The sequence below is a fragment of the Alkaliphilus crotonatoxidans genome, assembly GCF_054658015.1.
Window position 1 is genome coordinate 1,179,669 of record NZ_BAAHXS010000004.1, and the last position, 19,009, is coordinate 1,198,677.

The following is a 19,009-nucleotide window of genomic DNA, read 5'->3' on the forward strand; positions in this document are numbered from 1 at the left end:
GGTAATACAGAAGAATTGAGGTGAACTGATGGGAAAAATATTTGAGGTGATAACCCGAGAACTGATGGTGCTGCTGGTTGCCGCCATGCCCTTGGCAGAGCTGAGGGGAGCGATCCCACTGGGGGTTTCCTTAGGAATGCATCCTTTACATGCAACATTATTGGGGGTTCTGGGCAGCTTAATTCCTGTACCTTTTCTGTTATTTTTTCTAAAGCCTGTTGTATTATTCTTTAGAGATTTAAAGCCCTTTAAAAATCTGGTGAACCGAATTTTACGAAGGACCATTAAGAAAAGCGATAAAATTAAACGTTACAGTGCCCTGGGCCTGGTATTGTTTGTTGCTATCCCATTACCAACCACCGGGGTATGGTCAGGGTGCCTGGCCGCCACAATATTTAATATTCCTATCAAAATAGCCTTTCCGGCCATCGCCCTGGGCACCGTCGTAGCGGGCAGCATTATGTTTACCTTGAGCTATGTTATTACAAGTATTTAGAAGCAGGTTAGATGAAAATACAAGCTTTTTTAAAAGTTTCATATTAGTAAAAAATATGTTGACAGATATACAACTCAATGATATTATGAGTTAGTAATTCAATTAAATAAAAATCTTGATGCCTTATCAAGAGTGGTGGAGGGAAGGGCCCGATGATACCCGGCAACCGTAGCGTACGGTGCTAATTCCCACAGATTCTGATTCTGAAAGATGAGGTAAGCATATATAGTTGATATGCCTCTTCTTGAAAGAGGTTTTTTTATTGCAATCAATTATTCCTATTTCAGATCAGCATATTTTCCTGGCATGGATGGGTATATTAGTACAGAAAACCTTCACGCTCAGGAAGCTCGATTATACAGATAGCCTGATAACATTAGGAAAAGGGAGGTAATTTTTAATGGCACGAAGACTATTTACTTCAGAGTCAGTGACAGAAGGACATCCAGATAAGATCTGTGACCAAATTTCTGATGCAGTATTAGATGCAATATTTGAAAAGGACCCAAAGGCCAGAGTTGCTTGTGAAACCACTGTTACCACTGGATTGGTTCTGGTGGCCGGTGAAATCACCACCGATTGCTACGTTGATATTCCAAAGGTAGTTAGAAAGACAATTGAAGAAATTGGCTATACCCGTGCAAAGTTTGGCTTTGACTGCGATACCTGCGCCGTTTTAACAGCCATTGACGAGCAGTCCTCTGATATTGCCATGGGGGTTGATGAGGCGTTAGAGAGAAAAAAGGGGCAAATGGTAGATGAACTGGAGGCCATCGGTGCTGGTGATCAAGGGATTATGTTTGGCTTTGCCTGCAATGAAACACCTGAATTGATGCCTTTACCAATTTCCTTGGCCCATAAGCTTTCAAAGCGACTTTCTGATGTACGCAAGGATGGTACCCTTGATTATTTAAGACCTGATGGAAAAACCCAGGTGACTGTAGAGTATGATGGCGATAAGCCCCTGCGTATTGACACAATTGTTATTTCCACCCAGCATGGCCCTGAGGTAGACCAGGAAACCATCGAAAGGGATTTAATCAAGCATGTGATCAATCAGGTGGTGCCGGCTGGTTTGCTGGACGAAAATACCAAGTATTATATTAACCCGACGGGCCGGTTTGTAATCGGTGGACCCCAGGGTGATGCCGGGTTAACCGGTAGAAAGATTATTGTTGACACCTATGGCGGCTATGCCCGTCATGGCGGCGGTGCCTTTTCTGGGAAGGACCCAACAAAGGTGGATCGTTCTGCTGCCTATGCTGCCAGGTATGTAGCAAAAAATATCGTGGCTGCAGGCCTTGCCGATAAATGTGAAATTGAACTGGCCTATGCCATTGGGGTGGCCCAGCCTGTATCGGTATTGGTAGAAACCTTTGGTACAGGAAAGGTGGATGAGGGATTGCTGGTTGAACTGGTGAGGAAACACTTTGATTTAAGACCAGCGGCCATTATTCGAGACTTAGATTTGAGAAGGCCAATTTATAAACAAATTGCAGCCTACGGACACTTTGGAAGAACCGATTTGGCCCTACCCTGGGAAAAAACTGACAAGGCAGAAATTCTTAGAAGAGAGGCCCTGGGACAATAAGATATCCCTTGGATGATTTATAAAGACCCTATTCGTGATGGAATAGGGTCTTTATTATGTTCAGCTAACTTTTATGGTATAATATTACTATTAACAATTGCTTAAGAGGTGAGAACCCTGATAGAGGTAGAAGGAAAACTAGTTGAAGTGATATATCAAAATGAATCCAATGGGTATACGGTAGGGATTTTGTCTGCGGCGGAAGAGGATATCACCGTCGTTGGAATCCTGCCTGCCCTCCGGGAAGGGGAGGACCTCATTGTAAAGGGTAGGTGGACCATGCACCCCAGCTATGGCAGACAGCTGGAGGTGCAGGAATATAAGCCGGTGAAGCCCTCCACCATAGAGGGGATGATCAGCTATTTATCATCTGGTATGATCCATGGAATCGGAGAAAAGATGGCCAGGAGAATTGTAGATTATTTTGGTTTGGAAACCTTTGATATTTTACAGGCTGAGCCCCATCGTCTAAAGGAGGTGCCGGGAATTGGAGAAGCAAAGGCCGGTTCCATTGCTGAGGCCTTTCGAGAGCAGCGGGAGCTGAGGGAGATTATATTATTTCTTTCTCAATATGGTATTACCCCCAACTATGCCATCAAAATTTATAAAAAATATGGAGAAAAAACAATCCCCTTGATTCAGGAAAACCCTTATCGATTAGCAGAGGATGTAACTGGAATTGGTTTTAAAAAGGCAGATCATATTGCCCAGACCATGGGAATTCCCCTTGATTCAAAATATCGTATTTTAGCAGCAACCAAATATCTGTTGAACAGCTTTCACACCGAGGGGCACACCTATGCCCCCTGGGCAGACTTGGTCCATAGGACGACTGACCTGGTGGGAGTAAGCCCTCAATCGGTGGAGGATGCCATACAGCATCTAACCCTGGAACAAAAGATTCATCTTGAAAGGAATGGCGAAACCTTTCATATCTACTCGATGGTCTATTACTATGCAGAGACCTATACATGCAAAAAACTGATTGAGCTTGCCCAGGTTAATTTCCAGTCCTCCAGCTTAAATATTGATGAGGAGCTACATAAAATAGAAAAGGAGGAGGAAATTCTTTTGGCTTCCAATCAAAAAGAAGCCATTAAGCAATCGATACAAAACGGCATTACAGTCATCACCGGAGGGCCTGGTACCGGCAAGACCACCACGATTAATACGCTAATTCGGATTTTTGAAAAGCTGCAGTTAAAAATACTGCTGGCGGCCCCTACGGGAAGGGCTGCCAAAAGAATGACAGAGGCCACGGGAAAAGAGGCCAAAACCATTCATAGATTGTTGGAAATAGGGTATGGCGATGAAGAACAGGAAATGAGCTTTCAAAAAAATGAGGAGGACCCCCTTGAGGCCGATGTCATTATTGTTGATGAAATGTCCATGGTAGATATTTTATTGATGCATAGCCTGTTAAAGGCTATCCGGCCGGGAACTCGCCTAATTTTGGTAGGAGACGTTGATCAGCTTCCCTCTGTGGGGGCGGGCAATGTATTAAGGGACATAATCGAAAGTAAGATTATTCAGGTGGTCCGGTTGACAGAAATTTTTAGACAAGCCCGGGAAAGCATGATTGTCGTTAATGCCCATCGCATTAACCAGGGCGATCCTCCCCAATGTAATGTAAAGGATAAAGATTTCTATTTTATTGGCCGAAATAATAAAGAAGTCCTTTTACAAACACTGGTTCAGCTGGTAAAGGAACGGCTGCCAAGGCATTATGGCTTTGATCCCTTGAAGGATATTCAGGTGCTGTCGCCCATGAAAAAGGGTGAGGTGGGTATGATCAATCTGAACAAAGCCCTGCAGCAATCCTTAAACCCACCGGAAAAATGGAAGGCTGAAAAGGAATATGGCGGAAAGCTGTATCGAGTTGGAGACAAGGTCATGCAAATCAAAAATAATTATTCTCTACAATGGATTATCATCGATTCCCAGGGACAAGATGAACGGGGGGAGGGGGTTTTTAATGGCGACATTGGCTCAGTCCACGCCATTGACTTCCAGCAGCAGCAGCTCTCCGTACTCTTTGACGAAAATCGTCTGGTTAATTATGAGTTTAATCAATTGGATGAGCTGGAGCTGGCCTATTGCGTGACGGTACATAAGAGCCAGGGAAGTGAGTTCCCCGTAGTGGTAATGCCCATAACCTGGGGGCCGCCGATGCTATTGACAAAAAATCTCCTTTACACCGCCGTAACCAGGGCTAGAAATTTAGTGGTGATGGTAGGTACAGAGGCCTACCTGAATCAAATGGTGAAAAATGACAGAATTATTCAGCGATATTCAGGCCTTGGGCAACGGATGAAAGGTTTTTTTGAATTTCAACAGGGGGGAATATAGTCTTAAATATTCCTTTTCCGGCAGGAAATAGTCAAAAAAATGTTGAATTAAAAGACAGGATTCAATATGATTAAAGAAACAGGTGAGCTATGAAATATAGAAAATATATTCAATCCTATGCTGAAGCCCTTGGAGATTTAATCTTTCCGCCCAAAACAGAGTGTATTATCTGTAAGAACTCCCTAACAGAAAAAGATCGCTCCTATATATGCACTGGCTGCCGAGATCAGCTTCCCTTTGTTCCTCAAGGCAGATGGATACAATCTGGGGTTTTATTGGGCACTGAATCAATGCGGATGTTTTCAGTCTTTGAATATCAGGGTGATATTGTTAAACTAATATTCAGGCTAAAATACCAGCATCAAACTTATTTAGCCAGGATATTGGGAAGGATGATGGCTCTGCATATTCAGCGGGAACGGTTAAATATAGACTTGATGATACCCGTACCGCTGTATCAAAAACGACACAGCCAGCGGGGCTTTAATCAATCAGCCCTGCTGTCAAAATATATTGCAATGGAATGTCAGGTAGACACCAGCCTTAATAACTTGATCAGAATTAAAAGCACCAGAGTTATGCATCAGCTGTCGAGGCTTAAGCGACGACAAAATGTCAAGGATGCCTTTGCTTTAAAAAAACCCCATCAGGTGATGGGACTGAATATTTTGTTAATTGATGATATTTTGACCACTGGGTCAACAGTTGAAGCATGCGGCAAGCTATTACTGGAGGCGGGAGCCAAATCAGTGACAGTATTTACCTTGGCCCGCAGTCTTAAAAAGAATGTATAGTCTGAGAGGGGGATCTTATTATGGAACTGAGGAATTGTTCAAAATGCGGCAGGGTATTTGCATACAATGGAATCGATGTTTGTTCCCGTTGTATGTCTAACGACGAGGATGATTTTAAAAGGGTAAAGGAATACCTTTATGATAACCCGGGAGCGACGGTTTCCGAGGTTTCTGAAGCAACCCAGGTCACAGAAAAGCAAATACTGCGTTATCTTCGAGAGAATAGAATTGAAATCCGAGAGGAAAATAATTATCTGTTGGATTGTGAAAGATGTGGAAAATCAATTAGAAGCGGAAGATTTTGTGATGAATGTATTATTGAAATGCACCGGGAATTTACAGCAGTAACCAAGCCAAAGGCCCCGGAAAAGAATCGTGAAAAGAATCGTATAGACAAAAGCGGACACAAGATGTACATTACAGAAATCAGAAAAAAGTTAAAATAAGCTTAAGAAACACCTGACGATTGCCGATAATATGTTAGAGAGATAAATCGGAAAGAGTTGAGGTGTTTTTTTATGAAAATTAATCATCATCCCAATGTCATTCAGGCTATGAAAATCTACGATAAAACCAATCACCAGGCATCATCGGTGAAGGAATCGCAGCGATGTAAGGATCAATTGCAGCTATCCGACGGCGCCAAGGATTTTCAGGTGGCAGTGAAGGCCTTTAATAAGCTACCCGAGATTCGAGAAGAAAAGGTGAAGGCCCTGAAGGAAAAAATACAACAGGGAACCTACGATATTTCGGGTAAGGAAATTGCCGATAAAATAATAGCCAGTATTCACATTGATAAAAAAATCTAGCCTCCGTTGGAGAAGGGTTTGAGGTGATAATATGCTAGAAAGGGAAGTGGAGCAGTTAAAAGAGGCACTTTTTCAAGAGCTCCAAATGTATGAAGAGGTATTAAATCTTGAAAAGAGTAAAACAGAGGTCATTAAAAGGGGCAAGGTAAAGGAATTGGAAGAAATGACTAAAAAAGAGCAGCAATATATGATGAAAATGGGAACCTTTGAGAGAATTAGAAGATCCGTTTTTATCAATGCTGCCGATACCCTTGAGGTAGATGAAATTGACAGCTTGTCAGAGTTTTTGCTTCATTTGACCGATCAACAGGTAATAGATGAATTAGATGAAATAAGATATAAGCTTCTTGAAACCATTGAGGCAATCCATGAAACCAATCAAATTAACCAAAAGCTAATGGAGCAGCATCTGGAATATATTGAAATGAGTTTGGAATTAATGACTGATCATTTAACTGATGATAACAATTATGGGAAAAAAGCAGATGGAAAGGGAAAAGTTAAGACAAACCTCTTCGATGCAAGGGTTTAATAAAAGGAGGGTTACAAATGCGTTCAACTTTTTTAGGTTTTAATACAGTCAGATCAGGTTTATTTGCCGCCCAAAGAGCCTTAGATATCACCGGTCACAATATATCCAATGTTAATACGGTGGGGTATTCCAGACAAAGGCTAAATCAAGCCCAAAGTACCCCCATGGCCCTCTATGGCGGACAGGGGATGCTGGGAACCGGCGTTGATACCCTGTCGATTACCCAGGTCAGAAATGAATTTCTAGATTACAAATATCGTGGCGAGGTTACTACATATGGTTATTGGGCTGCCAAGCAGGAGGGCCTAAGCTTTATAGAAGCGATCTTCAACGAACCCTCAGATTCAGGTATCACCACTGTGGTAGATGAATTATTTAATGCCCTTCAGGAGCTCAGTAAAACTCCAGAAAAATTAACCACCAGAACCCTGGTAAGGGAAACAGCCATTACCTTTACCAATACCGTAAACAATATGTATAATCAGCTGGAAAAAATGGCTAAGGATTTAAATTATGAGGTGCAAACCACAGTTAATTCCATCAATTCCTATGCGGAACAAATTGCCGCTCTGAATGCCCAAATATATCGTACAGAGGCTGACGGAAGCCATGCCAATGACCTTCGAGACAGAAGAAATGTATTAATAGATGAGCTGTCAAAGATGGTTAATGTTGACGTGGTAAAGGTGGTCGATAACAATGACGGCCTGAGTGAAAAGATGGTGCTTCAAATTAATGGACAACCTTTGGTATATCACGACCGGGTCAACAAGCTTGACTGCAGCGTTGAAACTCCAAGCAGCTTTGACCCCAATATTTCAATGAAGCAGGTTAAATGGGCCAATGGCGACATGCTTAGCGTCAAAAACCTTGGGGGAGAGCTGAAGGGGCTTTTAGATATTAGAGATGGTGCCACCGCCACCAGTAAGGGTATCCCCTACTATATTGAGCAATTAAACACATTTGTACAGGAGTTTGCCGAGGCGGTTAATGAGATACATCGACAAGGTGTTGGTCTAGACGGAAGCGAAAATCTTGATTTCTTTACAGTTAACGGAGTTGCTTCTACGACTGATCCTGCTGAAGGACTTAATGCAAAAAATATAAGGATTTCTTTGGATATTGATGCTGACCCCAATAAAATTGCAGCTGCAGCAAAGGAAGAAGGACTTCCCAAGGGAAATACCAATGCATTAGAACTAATTGCATTACGGGATAAAGGAATTTTTCCGGGCAATGTAAAGCCCGAGGATTATCTTAAATCCCTTATAGGAAATCTCGGTGTAGATACCCAGGAGGCCATTCGAATGGCCGGTAACCAGGAGTTCCTTTTGGCCACCATTGATGGTCAAAGGCTTGCCGTCTCTAGTGTATCAATGGATGAGGAGCTTTCAAATATGGTGAAGTTCCAGCATGCCTACAATGCCGCCGCCAGAATGATGACCACCATGGATGAAATGCTGGATGTTGTCATTAACAGAATAGGAATCGTAGGAAGATAGGAGGGTAAGCCATGAGAATTACCAATAATATGATGATCAGCAAGTTGATGCTGAACCTGAATCGGAATATGCTTCGGATGGATAAAACCATGCTGCAGGCATCAACGGGTAAAAAGTATCATTTACCCTCAGATAATCCTGTGGCCATTACCAAAAGTATGAAAATCAAGACGGATCTTAGCCAAATGGAGCAATACAAGAAAAATGTTGATGATGTGGTGTCCTTTCTGGAAACCACCGAGCTGGCCATTAAGGGTATGGGCGATGCCCTGTCAAAGATTAGAGAATTGACAGTACAGGCATCCAATGGCGTTTTAACGGTGGAAGAGCGGGTTAAAATACAAGAGGAAATGGCAGAGCTGAAAAATCAGATTGTCACCTTGGGAAATACCACCTATGCCGGTCAATATATCTTTTCAGGAAAGTCATCTGACAAGCCCCTTTTGGAATATGACAGTGTAAACCAGACCTACAAATATAATGTTAACCTGGTTGATGAATACGACCCTACAGAAATGGATGATAAGATTCTATTTGAAGTGGGCATAAACGACCGAATTGCCATCAATACCCTAGGCTTTGAGCTTTTTGACTTAGTGGATCCAGATGATAATCCAGAAGATGGAAGAAGCTGTTCAGCAGGTGATTCGGTAGGCTTAATTGATTTTATCAGCGAAATTGAAGGGTACCTTCAGGCTGATGATGACGAGAAGCTGACCGGTGCCCTGGAAAAAATAGACCAATTCATCAATGTCAATTTAACCGCCCGGGCCCAGGTAGGTGCCAAGGTTAACCGTATGGAACTGGTTCAAAATCGTATTGCCGATGATAAAATAAACTTTACCAATTTGCAGTCAGAAATAGAGGATGCAGACTTGGCTGAGGTATACATGAATCTGCTGACAGAGGAAAATGTCTATCGCTCTTCCCTGTCCATCGGAGCCAGAATTATTCAACCCTCATTGCTGGATTTCCTCCGTTAGATTGGGCAACCAAATAGCGTATGCCGAAGATGGAAAGTTAGGTGATGGAAAATGCAGATACAAATTCGGTCACAAAATGCTTTGATAGGAATAGGGTCCACCCATGGTCAATATTCCATCAGGCAGCATCAATGGCTCATGGAGCTTAGGGCAGTGGAGCCGGAGCTAAAGATTAAAATGTCAGATGCGATCTTGTTGATAGACCAAAGCCAGTGCTTTGCTGAAGCTGGCCTTAAGGGTATACAGCAAATTAATCGAGACTATGCGGCAAAGGGTCATAGAGATGCCCTGAGGGGGATTGCAAGAATTGCCAGGGAGGGTAAGGAGCTGGCAGATATCCATAAGGGACCGGCCATTGCAAAACAGGCTAAGAGAAGGTACCATTCCAGAAGACAAGAATTTCAATATACAATGATTCCGAAATCCAGGCCTAAAATCACGGTCATTCCCCAGGAGGTTACAGGGCAATACCAAAAAGGCTATGTGGAAGTTAAAACAGGAAAAATTAAGCCTGATATAGATTATTACCCTGGTAAATTGGATATTTATTTAAGGCAGAAGAATTCCGTTGAAATACAGTTTGTCGGGAAAAATGTTGATGTTTATGGTGGTTGAGTATAGGATTTTTCTATCATCTATTTGCAGGAGGGTAATTTAATGCTGATACACACTCGTAATTTTGGGGAATTAGAGATCAAGCAGGAAGAGATTATCATGTTTCAAGACGGTATTCCAGGCTTTGAAAAATTGACTCAATATGTCATAATTAAAAATCCTGAAGAAGAAATTCCCTTTCACTGGCTTCAATCGGTTGAAGATCCTCAACTGGCCTTTGTAATTATCAATCCCTTTTTATTCAAAAAAGATTACGACTTTCAAATTCCCAAGTCAATTGTCGAAAGACTGGAAATCAACGCTCCAGAGTCCCTTTTAATTTATACCATTGTGGTGATACCCAATGATATCAATCAAATGACCGCTAATCTGATGGCGCCTATTATCATCAATCAAGAGAATAACCGGGGCAAGCAGATTGTTTTAGAGGGGCAGCAGTATCATACCAAGCATTTGATCTTGGAAGAAATAAAGCAGGCAGGATAGGAGGGGCGCCGGTGCTGGTATTGACTAGAAAACAGGATGAAAGCATTATCATAGGACAAAACATAGAAGTTAAAATTCTGGGAATTGAAGAGGGAAAGGTAAAGCTGGGAATTGAGGCGCCTAAAAATGTAGAAATTTATCGTAAAGAGGTCTATGTTACCATCGAGGCAGAAAACAAGGCAGCCACCAGTGTTGATGTCAAAAATATAGAGCAGCTGAAAAAGATTTTCTACAAAAAAGATTAAAAAAATTTATAATATGCTATAAAGTATCCTGTTTTTTATCCGATAAATATATTGTAAGGCAAAAAAATCCTTTTTCCATAATAATGCCGGCATGGAAATGGATCAACAAAAAGGTTTACCAACCCAGACATGGACGTCAGGGTAAATAAAAAAATTCAAGGAGGAATACAAAATGAGTAACATGGTAATTAACAACAATATGTTGGCAATCAACTCCCACAGATCATTAAAATTAACAGGAAGCGATCAAAGCAAGGCAGTAGAAAAATTGTCTTCTGGCTTAAGAATCAACAGAGCTGCTGATGATGCTGCAGGCTTGGCAATTTCTGAAAAAATGAGAGCTCAAATCAGAGGTTTAGAGCAAGCTTCCAGAAATGCTCAAGATGGTGTTTCTTTAATTCAAACTGCTGAAGGTGGTTTAAATGAAACTCATGCAATTCTTCAACGTATGAGAGAGCTAGCTGTTCAAACAGCCAATGGAACTTACCAAGATGAAGATAGAGACCTAGCTGAAAAGGAAATTTCTCAATTACTAAAAGAAATTGATGCCATTTCAGAAAAAATTGAGTTCAACGGACAAAAACTTCTTAATACTACTACTTCAATCGACTTCCAAGTTGGGCCAAACAACGAAGCTAGCCATAGAATTTCTGTTACATTAAATGCTGTTACTGTTGAGGCTTTAAGTATGAGCGGAGTAAGTGTAGCAACTCAAACAGCTGCACAAGCTGCAATCAACACAGTAAACGATGCTATTATTAAAGTAGCTGAGTTCAGAGCAGATCTTGGAGCCGTTCAAAACAGATTAGAGCACACAATCAAAAACGTAGACGTAGCCGCTGAAAACCTACAAGCTTCAGAATCTCGAATCAGAGACACTGACATGGCTAAGGAAATGATGAACTTCACAAGAACTAACATTCTTCAACAAGCTGCTACAGCTATGCTAGCACAAGCTAATCAAGCACCTCAAGGGGTACTTCAATTATTAAGATAATTAATGTAAAAAGTGACATATGAAAAGAGGGTAGCCAGTCTACCCTCTTTTTTAAATCAAATAAAAGCTTTGTTTAAGGAAAAAATATTTTTTCTTTAAACAAAACTTTTATAAATTAGCCAAAATTGTTTAGGAGGCGAAATAATGAAACTAAGCATTGTCATGATGGTAAAAAACGAAGAAAAATATATAGAAGCATCCTTAAAAAGTCTTGAGCCCCTAAGGAATTCCATTCCATCAGAATTGATTATCCTTGATACCGGGTCCGATGATCGTACCCCAGAAATTGCAAAAAACTATACTGATAAACTGTATTTTCATCAATGGAATGATGATTTTGCTGCCATGAGAAATCTTTCCATCAGCTATGCCAAGGGAGAATGGATTCTTGTTCTGGATGGCGATGAGGTGTTGGAGGATACCCGAGATATCATCGATTTTTTTAAGGGTTCTAAGCACAAAAAATATCAATCGGCAACCCTTAAAATCAAAAACTACATGGATGTTAGAAAAAAGACCATCAATATCAGTACAATTGTCCGCTTCTTCAAAAGAATAGGATTCCAATACAGTGGTGCTGTTCATGAGCAGCCCAATTTTAAAATGCCCATGTATCACATTAACTCTCTATTGGGCCATTATGGTTATATTTCTGATGATCCTCAATTAATGGAAAAAAAATTTAAGCGAAATGTGCCCATTCTGGAAAAGGAGCTGGAAAAGGACCCGGAAAACGTTTATATTCTATATCAGTTATCCCAGTCCTATTCAATGTATCATGACAATATTACCGCACTAAAATACATTCAAAGGGCCTATGATACTGCTTTAAAAAATAAATTGGATTTAAAGCATCGAATGTATATTTATATGCAATTATTAAATATGCTTTTTTCCAATGGGAAAAATGAAGAAACGGTAAAACTGGCGAAAAAAGCCATTTCGACCCAGGACGGTTATTTAGATGTCTATTATTTTCTTGGGGCAGCCCTTGAGAAGCTAAATAAAATTGATGAAGCCCTGGAAAACTACGAAAAATTTATTGATATGGCCAGTAATTATGAAAAATTTATAGGCTACAATGACATTGCAACGCCCTCCTTAACTTCTGGGTACCTGGAAAGGGTCATGGCCAAAACCTGCACTCTTTATTACAATGAAAAAAAATATGAAATGGCCTTATCTCAATTTAAATTACTTAAAGACCCTGTATTAAAGGGAAAAATCTCTATTGCCTTTATTGGTGCCTGTGTTAAAACTGAAAGACTTGAAGAATTAAAGAACTATTATAGTAGTGAGTTATTACCTGACAAGAAAAAGGATTTTATTTCGGATCTGGAAAAATACATGCTTGCAGAAGAGCCTGAGGTGAGAAGAAAGATATGGGAGCTCTTTAAGGACGAAAGCGGTCAATACGGTTTGCTAATGAAAATTCGTATAAGGCCTGAAGAAAAGGATGCAATAGATGAAACAAGGAAATGGAGCTTTAACGAGCTGCCTTCATATTATGGCGATATTTTATTGTATCAAATTAAAATGAATGATAGTATTGTTGAAATGCTGCGGGGCTGCAGTGAAAGGAAACTAACGGAATTTTTCCGGTATATTTTTGATTCCAATCGGCATAGCCAAAGGGAACTGTTCCAATTGATTTTAGACTATAGTAAGGACTTGTATGGCTGTAAAGATTTTAGGTTAAGAAAGGTAATCAGAAAGTGCTTATTAACAGATAAATTATTGGTAGACAAACATTACCTGGGTGTGTTTAAAGGCTTTATTTTTGAAGGTATACAGGATTTATTCACCACCTATCAACGGCAGCTAATCGAGGATCAAAGTTGTTTTAACAGACTTAAAACCGATGAAGATGTATTCTTTGCCCATATGTATCATTATTTAATGCTAAGGGAGGAAAGTCCATCCGACGCGATAAGGCTCCTGAGAAAGGCCTTAAAGGTGTTACCTGAGCTGAGCAGGGGGATTGAATTATTAATTAAAGAAAAAGATGAAAGATTGAACACCAACAGTGAATTTTTAAGCATCGCTGCAAAATTGAAATCAACAATCAACGATTACATTGTAAGTGGAAGCATTGAAGCGGCCGAAGAAATACTAAAGGAATATGAGGCCGTCAACCCGAAGGATATAGCAATTTATTCGATAAAATCGATGATTGAAATGCATAAGAAAAATTGGGTTAAGGCAGAGGAAGCCATAAAGGAAGGATTATCATTGGAATTATATAATTTCGATTTGCTATGCAATGGTGCCTTCTACTGCCAAACCATGAACCAGACCAAAGAGGCCATCACCCTATATGAAGGGGCTATCTTAGCGACCAGCTCAGAGCAGCAGCGGCAGCAGCTAAAGGAGCTAATCGCTGATCTTAAGGGAAATCCTTTAAATAATCAATACAATCAAGCTGATTCCCAAAAGCACCCACAGGATGAGCTGGAGCATTATAAGGAATCGATCAAGGATAAAATAAAGGCGTTAATCAATAATAACAATTTACATGAGGCCAGGCTGTTATTAAAGGAGTATAATTCTATTATTGAAGGTGACATGGAATCGGTATTATTGGAATCTGAGCTTCTGATAAGGGAGTAATTTTATTTAACGCTTCAATAACAAAGGAAATGAAGGTGTGATAAATTGGAGAAATCATTGGATCAAATAAAAAAAGAGATTAAAGAAAATATATCGATTTTAATTGAAAAGGGTCTATATGAAAGGGCCAATCAGATTATTGAAAAATACGAGGCAATGGCCGGTGATGATATTGATATGTTCTCCTTTAAAGCCGTGATTAATATTTTAAACGGAGATTATCAAGCGGCAGAAAACCATATTGAAGCAGGCTTAAAAATGGATCATCATAATGTAGATCTACTGTGTAACTTAGCCCATATCAATGAGGCCAGGCAGAACAATATAACGGCCTATAAGCTTTACAGGCAGGCCCATGGGGTTTGCCAAGATCCGCAAACCAGAGAAATGTTACATAGCAAACTTGAGGAGCTTAATCAATTGGAAGTGATCCAAAAACATGCCGTAAGAAAAAAGGTATTGGTTATTGCTCATATTTTTCCTCCTGTTGGGGGCTCAGGTGTGCAAAGAACACTGAAATTTATCAAATATCTTAGAAGCTTTGGCTGGGAGCCAATTGTCGTAACCGTAGGACATACCCATTACCCCCTGAAGGATGAAAGCCTGTGTGAAGAGGTTGATAAGGATATTGAAGTAATTAGATTCGATGAACCAAGTTCGGTTAATAATGGTGCTGTTCAGGAATTAATCAAACTCTATGATGATTTGCTTGATGATAAGGCATTACTCAATGAGTATATTAACTTACTTAATAATAACCCAGATCGACTGGAGCAAATTCTTTTTATACCGGACTTCTATATCATGTGGGGAAAGGAAGTTTTAAAGAACATCGAGCAGCATGTCAATTTCAACGAAATAGATTTGATCTATTCCACATCGGGCCCCTATTCCGACCATGCTGTAGCCTATTTATTGAAGCAAAAATACAACAAGCCCTGGATCATAGATTTTCGTGATGAGTGGACCAATAACCCTATGGCACAATATAATCGTAGCAGTATTCAATATAAAATAGATTATCATTTGGAAAATAAGTTTTTAAGTCATGCCGATCATGTTGTAGTGGCTGCACCAATTATGAGAGATAACTATGTAAAATTGTTTAATGTGCCGTCAAGCAAAATAACCTCTATAACCAATGGATATGATGAAGCAGATTTTGACGGTATTCACCCAGAGGGGCAAGAGGAAGGCAAATTTTCCATTATCCACAATGGTCTATTATATGGCAATCGAACACCCATCACCTTTATTAATTGTATCAGTAATCTTATTAAAACCGGAAAAATCCAAAAAGATAAGCTGATTATTTATTTCACCCACACAGATAATGATGATACATACATAGAATATGTTAAGAAATTGGGATTGGAAGATAATATTCGGTTTATTGGATACTTATCACATCGAGAGAGTCTCGTTAAAGCCAGTAGTTGCCACCTGCTGCTAATTATAACGGGTGAGGGCCCAAGGTGGTATAGCGTATATACCGGAAAGGTTTTTGAATATTTAAGACTGTCAAAGCCGATATTATCCCTGTCACCCAAGGGAAGCGTGCTGGAAAAACTAATCAAAAAAACTGAGCGTGGAAGAAACGTAGAATACCATGACGTAAAGGGAATGGAAAAATTCGTATTTGAAATGTATCGGAAGTGGGAAGAAGGAGCGTTGCCAACCTTAAAACTTACCGATGAAGTACAACAGTTTGAACGTAAGGGCTTGACGGAAAAACTGGCTTCTATATTTGATGAAGAATTAAAGAAAGAATACAGCAATCTATCACAACAATATAAAAAACAAATGGAAGCAGATAAAAAAATACTGATGTCAGCCAAAGAAAGTCTATGTCAGGAAGAACTATTATTGAAGCAGCATCTTGAGCACGACAGCAACAATGAAAAATTACTATTCGGTTTAGGCCAGAATCTGTTGAATCAGCAACGGTATTATGAATCATATCGTTTTTTTAAGATGGCTGAAAAGACCAATAAAAATAAGGTAATGGCGGCTCATATCAATAAGATACAGGAGCAAATTTATAATAGTAATTTGCATTTAGGGCCATTTAAAAGGACATTAAAATATAATTTTATTCTGGCGGGAGATGAGGTTACTCCCTTTGAAATGGGTTTATTAACGGATGTTGGTAATATAAAAGGAGTATTGAAGGAATATAAAACCAATCAACCCTACCAGGAAATTAGTATGAATTCCCTAGAAAAAATACAGCACGATTATGTTATTGTATTATCAAAGGATAGAAACAAGGCTCAAAAAATAATCGACGACTTGGCTATGGTTACTAAGAAGGATAAAATATATGATTTCCATAATTATCCTTACCATTATTTTATTGAAGGCTTTGAAACAAAGCTAAATGAGTTTCTGAAAAAAAGTAAGATAGAATTTCTAATTACGGGTTTATCCTATGCAGAGGTAGGCATTAATGCAGAAGAATTTCCATACAGCGCCTTTAATTTTGCATTGTCTTCTCAAGATCTGTATTATGATTATCATTTGACAAAGTATTTATTGTCCTATGATTCAGTGAAAAACCACATTAAAAAATTGTGCATATGTATTTCCTATTATGCCTTTGATTATGATTTATCTTCAATCCTTCAAAATAGTCGTATCCATCGATATTACTATGAATTGGGAAAAACCAATCGTTATGATAATATTCTGCATTTAAGATTATGCCATAGTCTTTATAAAAAAAATAATTATGAAGAAGATTATATCAATTACCATCATTACAAGTTAAATACTGTTTTAAATAAAGAAAGCATAAAGGAAGAAGAAGCTATTGCAATGAAACAGGCACAAATGAATTATCCCGATACAGTTAAAGAAAATAAAATCCTCTTTGACCAATATCTGAAATTGTTAAAGGAACATAACATAGAACCGGTCATTGTCATTTTGCCTACAAGTAAGTATTATCATAGGCAATTTGCAAATCAATATCAAAAAAATAAATTTTATAATATTATGAATGAGTTTCAGCAGAAATATAGCTTTAAGGTATTAGACTATTTTGATTCAAGGGAATTTGCCGATCAAGACTTTTGGGATACTTCCCATTTAAATAAAAAGGGAGCTTCAAAATTTACAAATATATTAAAAGAAGAACTATTTTAAGGGGGATACAATGAACATTTACTTAAGTAATGGGCCCTTTGATTGGACTCAGTATGAGAATATTTATTTTAAAGGTTATATTACTAATGAGTTGTATTCTGAAAACTTGAATTTGGTAAAAAGTAGTTTGGTGAATATCAAGCATATTGAAGAACTTAAAAAAATACTAAAGGACTTAAATGGAGCCTACTCGATTATTATTGAAATGGCGGATAAAATCATTGCTTGTGTAGACCATATCAGGAGCTTTCCTCTTTTTTACTGCCTTGTGGAAGGAGAACTCCTGCTTAGTGATTGTTTAGATATCCTTAAGTCAAAGATCAGCCAATTAACCTATGATCAACTGGCAATAGATGAGCTGAAGATGACGGGCTTTATTACTAAAGACGATACAATTTATGAGCAAATTAAGAAGCTGGAGGCTGGTCAATTTCTGGTGTTTGACAAAAATACCCGAAGGCTTCAAATTCAAAGTCATTATCAGTTTCACCATTCCGGCTTTATTAAGGAAGAAGAAAGCAGCATGCTTCAAAGACTTGATGAATGCTATATGAATGCCTTCAAAAGAATGATAGGAACCCTTCAAAACAAAACGGTTGTCGTACCCCTCAGCGGAGGCTGCGATTCCAGGTGTATTGCAGTGGCCTTGAAAAGACTGGGCTATCAAAATGTCATCTGCTTCACCTATGGTGTTAAAGGAAATCATGAATCTAAAATTTCAGAGGCGACAGCCCGTTTATTGGGCTACCAGTGGGAATTTGTTGAGTATAGTAATGAAAAATGGAATAAATGGTACCACTCCCCTGAAATGAAAGCATATTTTGAGCATTCATCCAGCGGGGCAGCCATACCGATCATTCAGGATTGGCCGGCTGTACTGGAATTAAAGCATAATAATAAAATACCTGAAAATAGTATTTTTATTCCAGGATACAGCGGAGATATGGTGGCAGGAAGCCATATTCCTAAGGAATTTTTAAATCATGAACAAATTCCCCATGAATATATTATCAGGTATCTATTTTCTGTACATTATTCGTTATGGAATTTAAACAGCTTTAATCAAAAATCAAGGGATTATTTTATTAATAAGATTAATACGTCGATTTCTTCCCAGCATCAATATAAAACTAATTACGGAAGAGAAGTAGCGGCAGACATCATCGAAGCTTGGGATTATCAATACAGGCAGGCTAATTTTATCAATAATGCCCTCCGGGTATATGAATTTTGGGGATTCCAATGGCGTACTCCATTCTGGGACAAGGAGATTTTACAATATTGGAAGCAGGTTCCATGGAACCTTCGCATCAATCGCAATTTGTACTTTAAATATGACCATGCATTAAAAGAAACCTATTTAAAGGGAATTTTTGATGTTGAAAGGGACCTGGCCCTTGAACAAACATATAACAATCATCCAATGGCATGGTATGGAATTATTTCTTTGGAACAATATAAAGAAAAGTCCAAGGCAGCAAATTCATATAATATCAATGCCTTTATAGCAGATGATGTCGTTACCAGGTTGAGTGAAACAATCCCTGATCAAACTGGGGAGTTAAAAAAATATGTCCATAAAGTGAATCTATATGGAATCATGACAGATCTTATGGAAACAATAAAAATGTTTGAAAATCAATTAAAAATAGGTATTTTCGACAAGGGTTTAATCGAAGGATCTATTGAGGTGGTAGAGCTGCTAGATTTCGAGTATTCAAATAAATTGATGAATGGCTATCAAAAATTACTCAAGCAAAATCAACATTTAGAGGCAGATCCGGCGGTTATTAATGAGCTAAAGGAAATACTAACAGCTGCTATAGCAGGCCTACAAAAAATTGATTAAGTAA

16 protein-coding genes and 1 riboswitch are annotated in these 19,009 nt (G+C 39.0%); all 16 genes read left to right on the forward strand.

Features of this window, described 5'->3' with window-relative positions; genetic code table 11:
- Window positions 1-28: 28 nt before the first annotated feature.
- Window positions 29-496, forward strand: a complete 468-nt coding sequence (locus ACYQ1I_RS08130; protein WP_459764143.1) for a COG2426 family protein — start codon at window positions 29-31, stop codon at window positions 494-496.
- A 120-nt stretch (window positions 497-616) separates the two neighbouring features.
- Window positions 617-713: riboswitch (SAM riboswitch) on the forward strand.
- A gap of 183 nt (window positions 714-896) precedes the next feature.
- A complete protein-coding gene (metK, locus tag ACYQ1I_RS08135) occupies window positions 897-2,087 on the forward strand; it encodes a methionine adenosyltransferase (protein ID WP_459764145.1) in 1,191 nt (396 codons plus the stop codon).
- Between the two features lie 108 nt (window positions 2,088-2,195).
- The gene (recD2, locus tag ACYQ1I_RS08140) at window positions 2,196-4,436 is read left to right on the forward strand and encodes an SF1B family DNA helicase RecD2 (RefSeq protein WP_459764147.1); all 2,241 of its coding nucleotides are present in this window, start codon (window positions 2,196-2,198) and stop codon (window positions 4,434-4,436) included.
- An 89-nt stretch (window positions 4,437-4,525) separates the two neighbouring features.
- Window positions 4,526-5,230 carry a ComF family protein gene (locus tag ACYQ1I_RS08145; protein WP_459764149.1) on the forward strand — a complete coding sequence of 235 codons (705 nt, stop codon included), beginning with the start codon at window positions 4,526-4,528 and terminating at the stop codon, window positions 5,228-5,230.
- Window positions 5,231-5,250: 20 nt separating this feature from the next.
- The gene (locus ACYQ1I_RS08150) at window positions 5,251-5,676 is read left to right on the forward strand and encodes a TIGR03826 family flagellar region protein (RefSeq protein WP_459764151.1); all 426 of its coding nucleotides are present in this window, start codon (window positions 5,251-5,253) and stop codon (window positions 5,674-5,676) included.
- Window positions 5,677-5,748: 72 nt separating this feature from the next.
- Window positions 5,749-6,039: a flagellar biosynthesis anti-sigma factor FlgM gene (gene flgM, locus ACYQ1I_RS08155; protein ID WP_459764153.1), complete on the forward strand. Its 291-nt coding sequence runs from the start codon at window positions 5,749-5,751 to the stop codon at window positions 6,037-6,039.
- Window positions 6,040-6,070: 31 nt separating this feature from the next.
- Window positions 6,071-6,571 carry a flagellar protein FlgN gene (locus ACYQ1I_RS08160; RefSeq protein WP_459764155.1) on the forward strand — a complete coding sequence of 167 codons (501 nt, stop codon included), beginning with the start codon at window positions 6,071-6,073 and terminating at the stop codon, window positions 6,569-6,571.
- A gap of 17 nt (window positions 6,572-6,588) precedes the next feature.
- Complete coding sequence (flgK, locus tag ACYQ1I_RS08165) at window positions 6,589-8,073, forward strand: flagellar hook-associated protein FlgK (RefSeq protein WP_459764157.1); 1,485 nt, start codon at window positions 6,589-6,591, stop codon at window positions 8,071-8,073.
- Between the two features lie 11 nt (window positions 8,074-8,084).
- A complete protein-coding gene (gene flgL, locus ACYQ1I_RS08170; protein WP_459764159.1) occupies window positions 8,085-9,056 on the forward strand; it encodes a flagellar hook-associated protein FlgL in 972 nt (323 codons plus the stop codon).
- A gap of 51 nt (window positions 9,057-9,107) precedes the next feature.
- Window positions 9,108-9,671 carry a DUF6470 family protein gene (locus tag ACYQ1I_RS08175; RefSeq protein ID WP_459764161.1) on the forward strand — a complete coding sequence of 188 codons (564 nt, stop codon included), beginning with the start codon at window positions 9,108-9,110 and terminating at the stop codon, window positions 9,669-9,671.
- Between the two features lie 42 nt (window positions 9,672-9,713).
- Window positions 9,714-10,157, forward strand: coding sequence for a flagellar assembly protein FliW (fliW, locus tag ACYQ1I_RS08180; protein WP_459764163.1), 444 nt, complete (start codon window positions 9,714-9,716; stop codon window positions 10,155-10,157).
- Window positions 10,158-10,168: 11 nt separating this feature from the next.
- On the forward strand, window positions 10,169-10,402 hold the full coding sequence (gene csrA, locus ACYQ1I_RS08185; RefSeq protein WP_459764165.1) for a carbon storage regulator CsrA: 234 nt from the start codon (window positions 10,169-10,171) through the stop codon (window positions 10,400-10,402).
- A gap of 172 nt (window positions 10,403-10,574) precedes the next feature.
- On the forward strand, window positions 10,575-11,399 hold the full coding sequence (locus ACYQ1I_RS08190; RefSeq protein WP_459764167.1) for a flagellin N-terminal helical domain-containing protein: 825 nt from the start codon (window positions 10,575-10,577) through the stop codon (window positions 11,397-11,399).
- A 144-nt stretch (window positions 11,400-11,543) separates the two neighbouring features.
- Window positions 11,544-14,009 carry a glycosyltransferase gene (locus ACYQ1I_RS08195; RefSeq protein WP_459764169.1) on the forward strand — a complete coding sequence of 822 codons (2,466 nt, stop codon included), beginning with the start codon at window positions 11,544-11,546 and terminating at the stop codon, window positions 14,007-14,009.
- Window positions 14,010-14,066: 57 nt separating this feature from the next.
- Entirely contained in the window at window positions 14,067-17,156 is a 3,090-nt protein-coding gene (locus tag ACYQ1I_RS08200; protein ID WP_459764171.1) for a glycosyltransferase, read from the forward strand.
- A 10-nt stretch (window positions 17,157-17,166) separates the two neighbouring features.
- Complete coding sequence (locus ACYQ1I_RS08205; protein ID WP_459764173.1) at window positions 17,167-19,005, forward strand: asparagine synthase-related protein; 1,839 nt, start codon at window positions 17,167-17,169, stop codon at window positions 19,003-19,005.
- The last annotated feature ends 4 nt before the right edge of the window (window positions 19,006-19,009 follow it).

Excerpts from the sequence above, each read along its gene's own strand:
- ACYQ1I_RS08130 (WP_459764143.1), top strand. The coding sequence starts at position 29 with ATGGGAAAAATATTTGAGGTGATAACCCGAGAACTGATGGTGCTGCTG.
- metK (WP_459764145.1), top strand. The coding sequence starts at position 897 with ATGGCACGAAGACTATTTACTTCAGAGTCAGTGACAGAAGGACATCCA.
- ACYQ1I_RS08145 (WP_459764149.1), top strand. The coding sequence starts at position 4,526 with ATGAAATATAGAAAATATATTCAATCCTATGCTGAAGCCCTTGGAGAT.
- ACYQ1I_RS08150 (WP_459764151.1), top strand. The coding sequence starts at position 5,251 with ATGGAACTGAGGAATTGTTCAAAATGCGGCAGGGTATTTGCATACAAT.
- flgM (WP_459764153.1), top strand. The coding sequence starts at position 5,749 with ATGAAAATTAATCATCATCCCAATGTCATTCAGGCTATGAAAATCTAC.
- ACYQ1I_RS08160 (WP_459764155.1), top strand. The coding sequence starts at position 6,071 with ATGCTAGAAAGGGAAGTGGAGCAGTTAAAAGAGGCACTTTTTCAAGAG.
- flgK (WP_459764157.1), top strand. The coding sequence starts at position 6,589 with ATGCGTTCAACTTTTTTAGGTTTTAATACAGTCAGATCAGGTTTATTT.
- flgL (WP_459764159.1), top strand. The coding sequence starts at position 8,085 with ATGAGAATTACCAATAATATGATGATCAGCAAGTTGATGCTGAACCTG.
- ACYQ1I_RS08175 (WP_459764161.1), top strand. The coding sequence starts at position 9,108 with ATGCAGATACAAATTCGGTCACAAAATGCTTTGATAGGAATAGGGTCC.
- fliW (WP_459764163.1), top strand. The coding sequence starts at position 9,714 with ATGCTGATACACACTCGTAATTTTGGGGAATTAGAGATCAAGCAGGAA.
- ACYQ1I_RS08190 (WP_459764167.1), top strand. The coding sequence starts at position 10,575 with ATGAGTAACATGGTAATTAACAACAATATGTTGGCAATCAACTCCCAC.
- ACYQ1I_RS08195 (WP_459764169.1), top strand. The coding sequence starts at position 11,544 with ATGAAACTAAGCATTGTCATGATGGTAAAAAACGAAGAAAAATATATA.
- ACYQ1I_RS08205 (WP_459764173.1), top strand. The coding sequence starts at position 17,167 with ATGAACATTTACTTAAGTAATGGGCCCTTTGATTGGACTCAGTATGAG.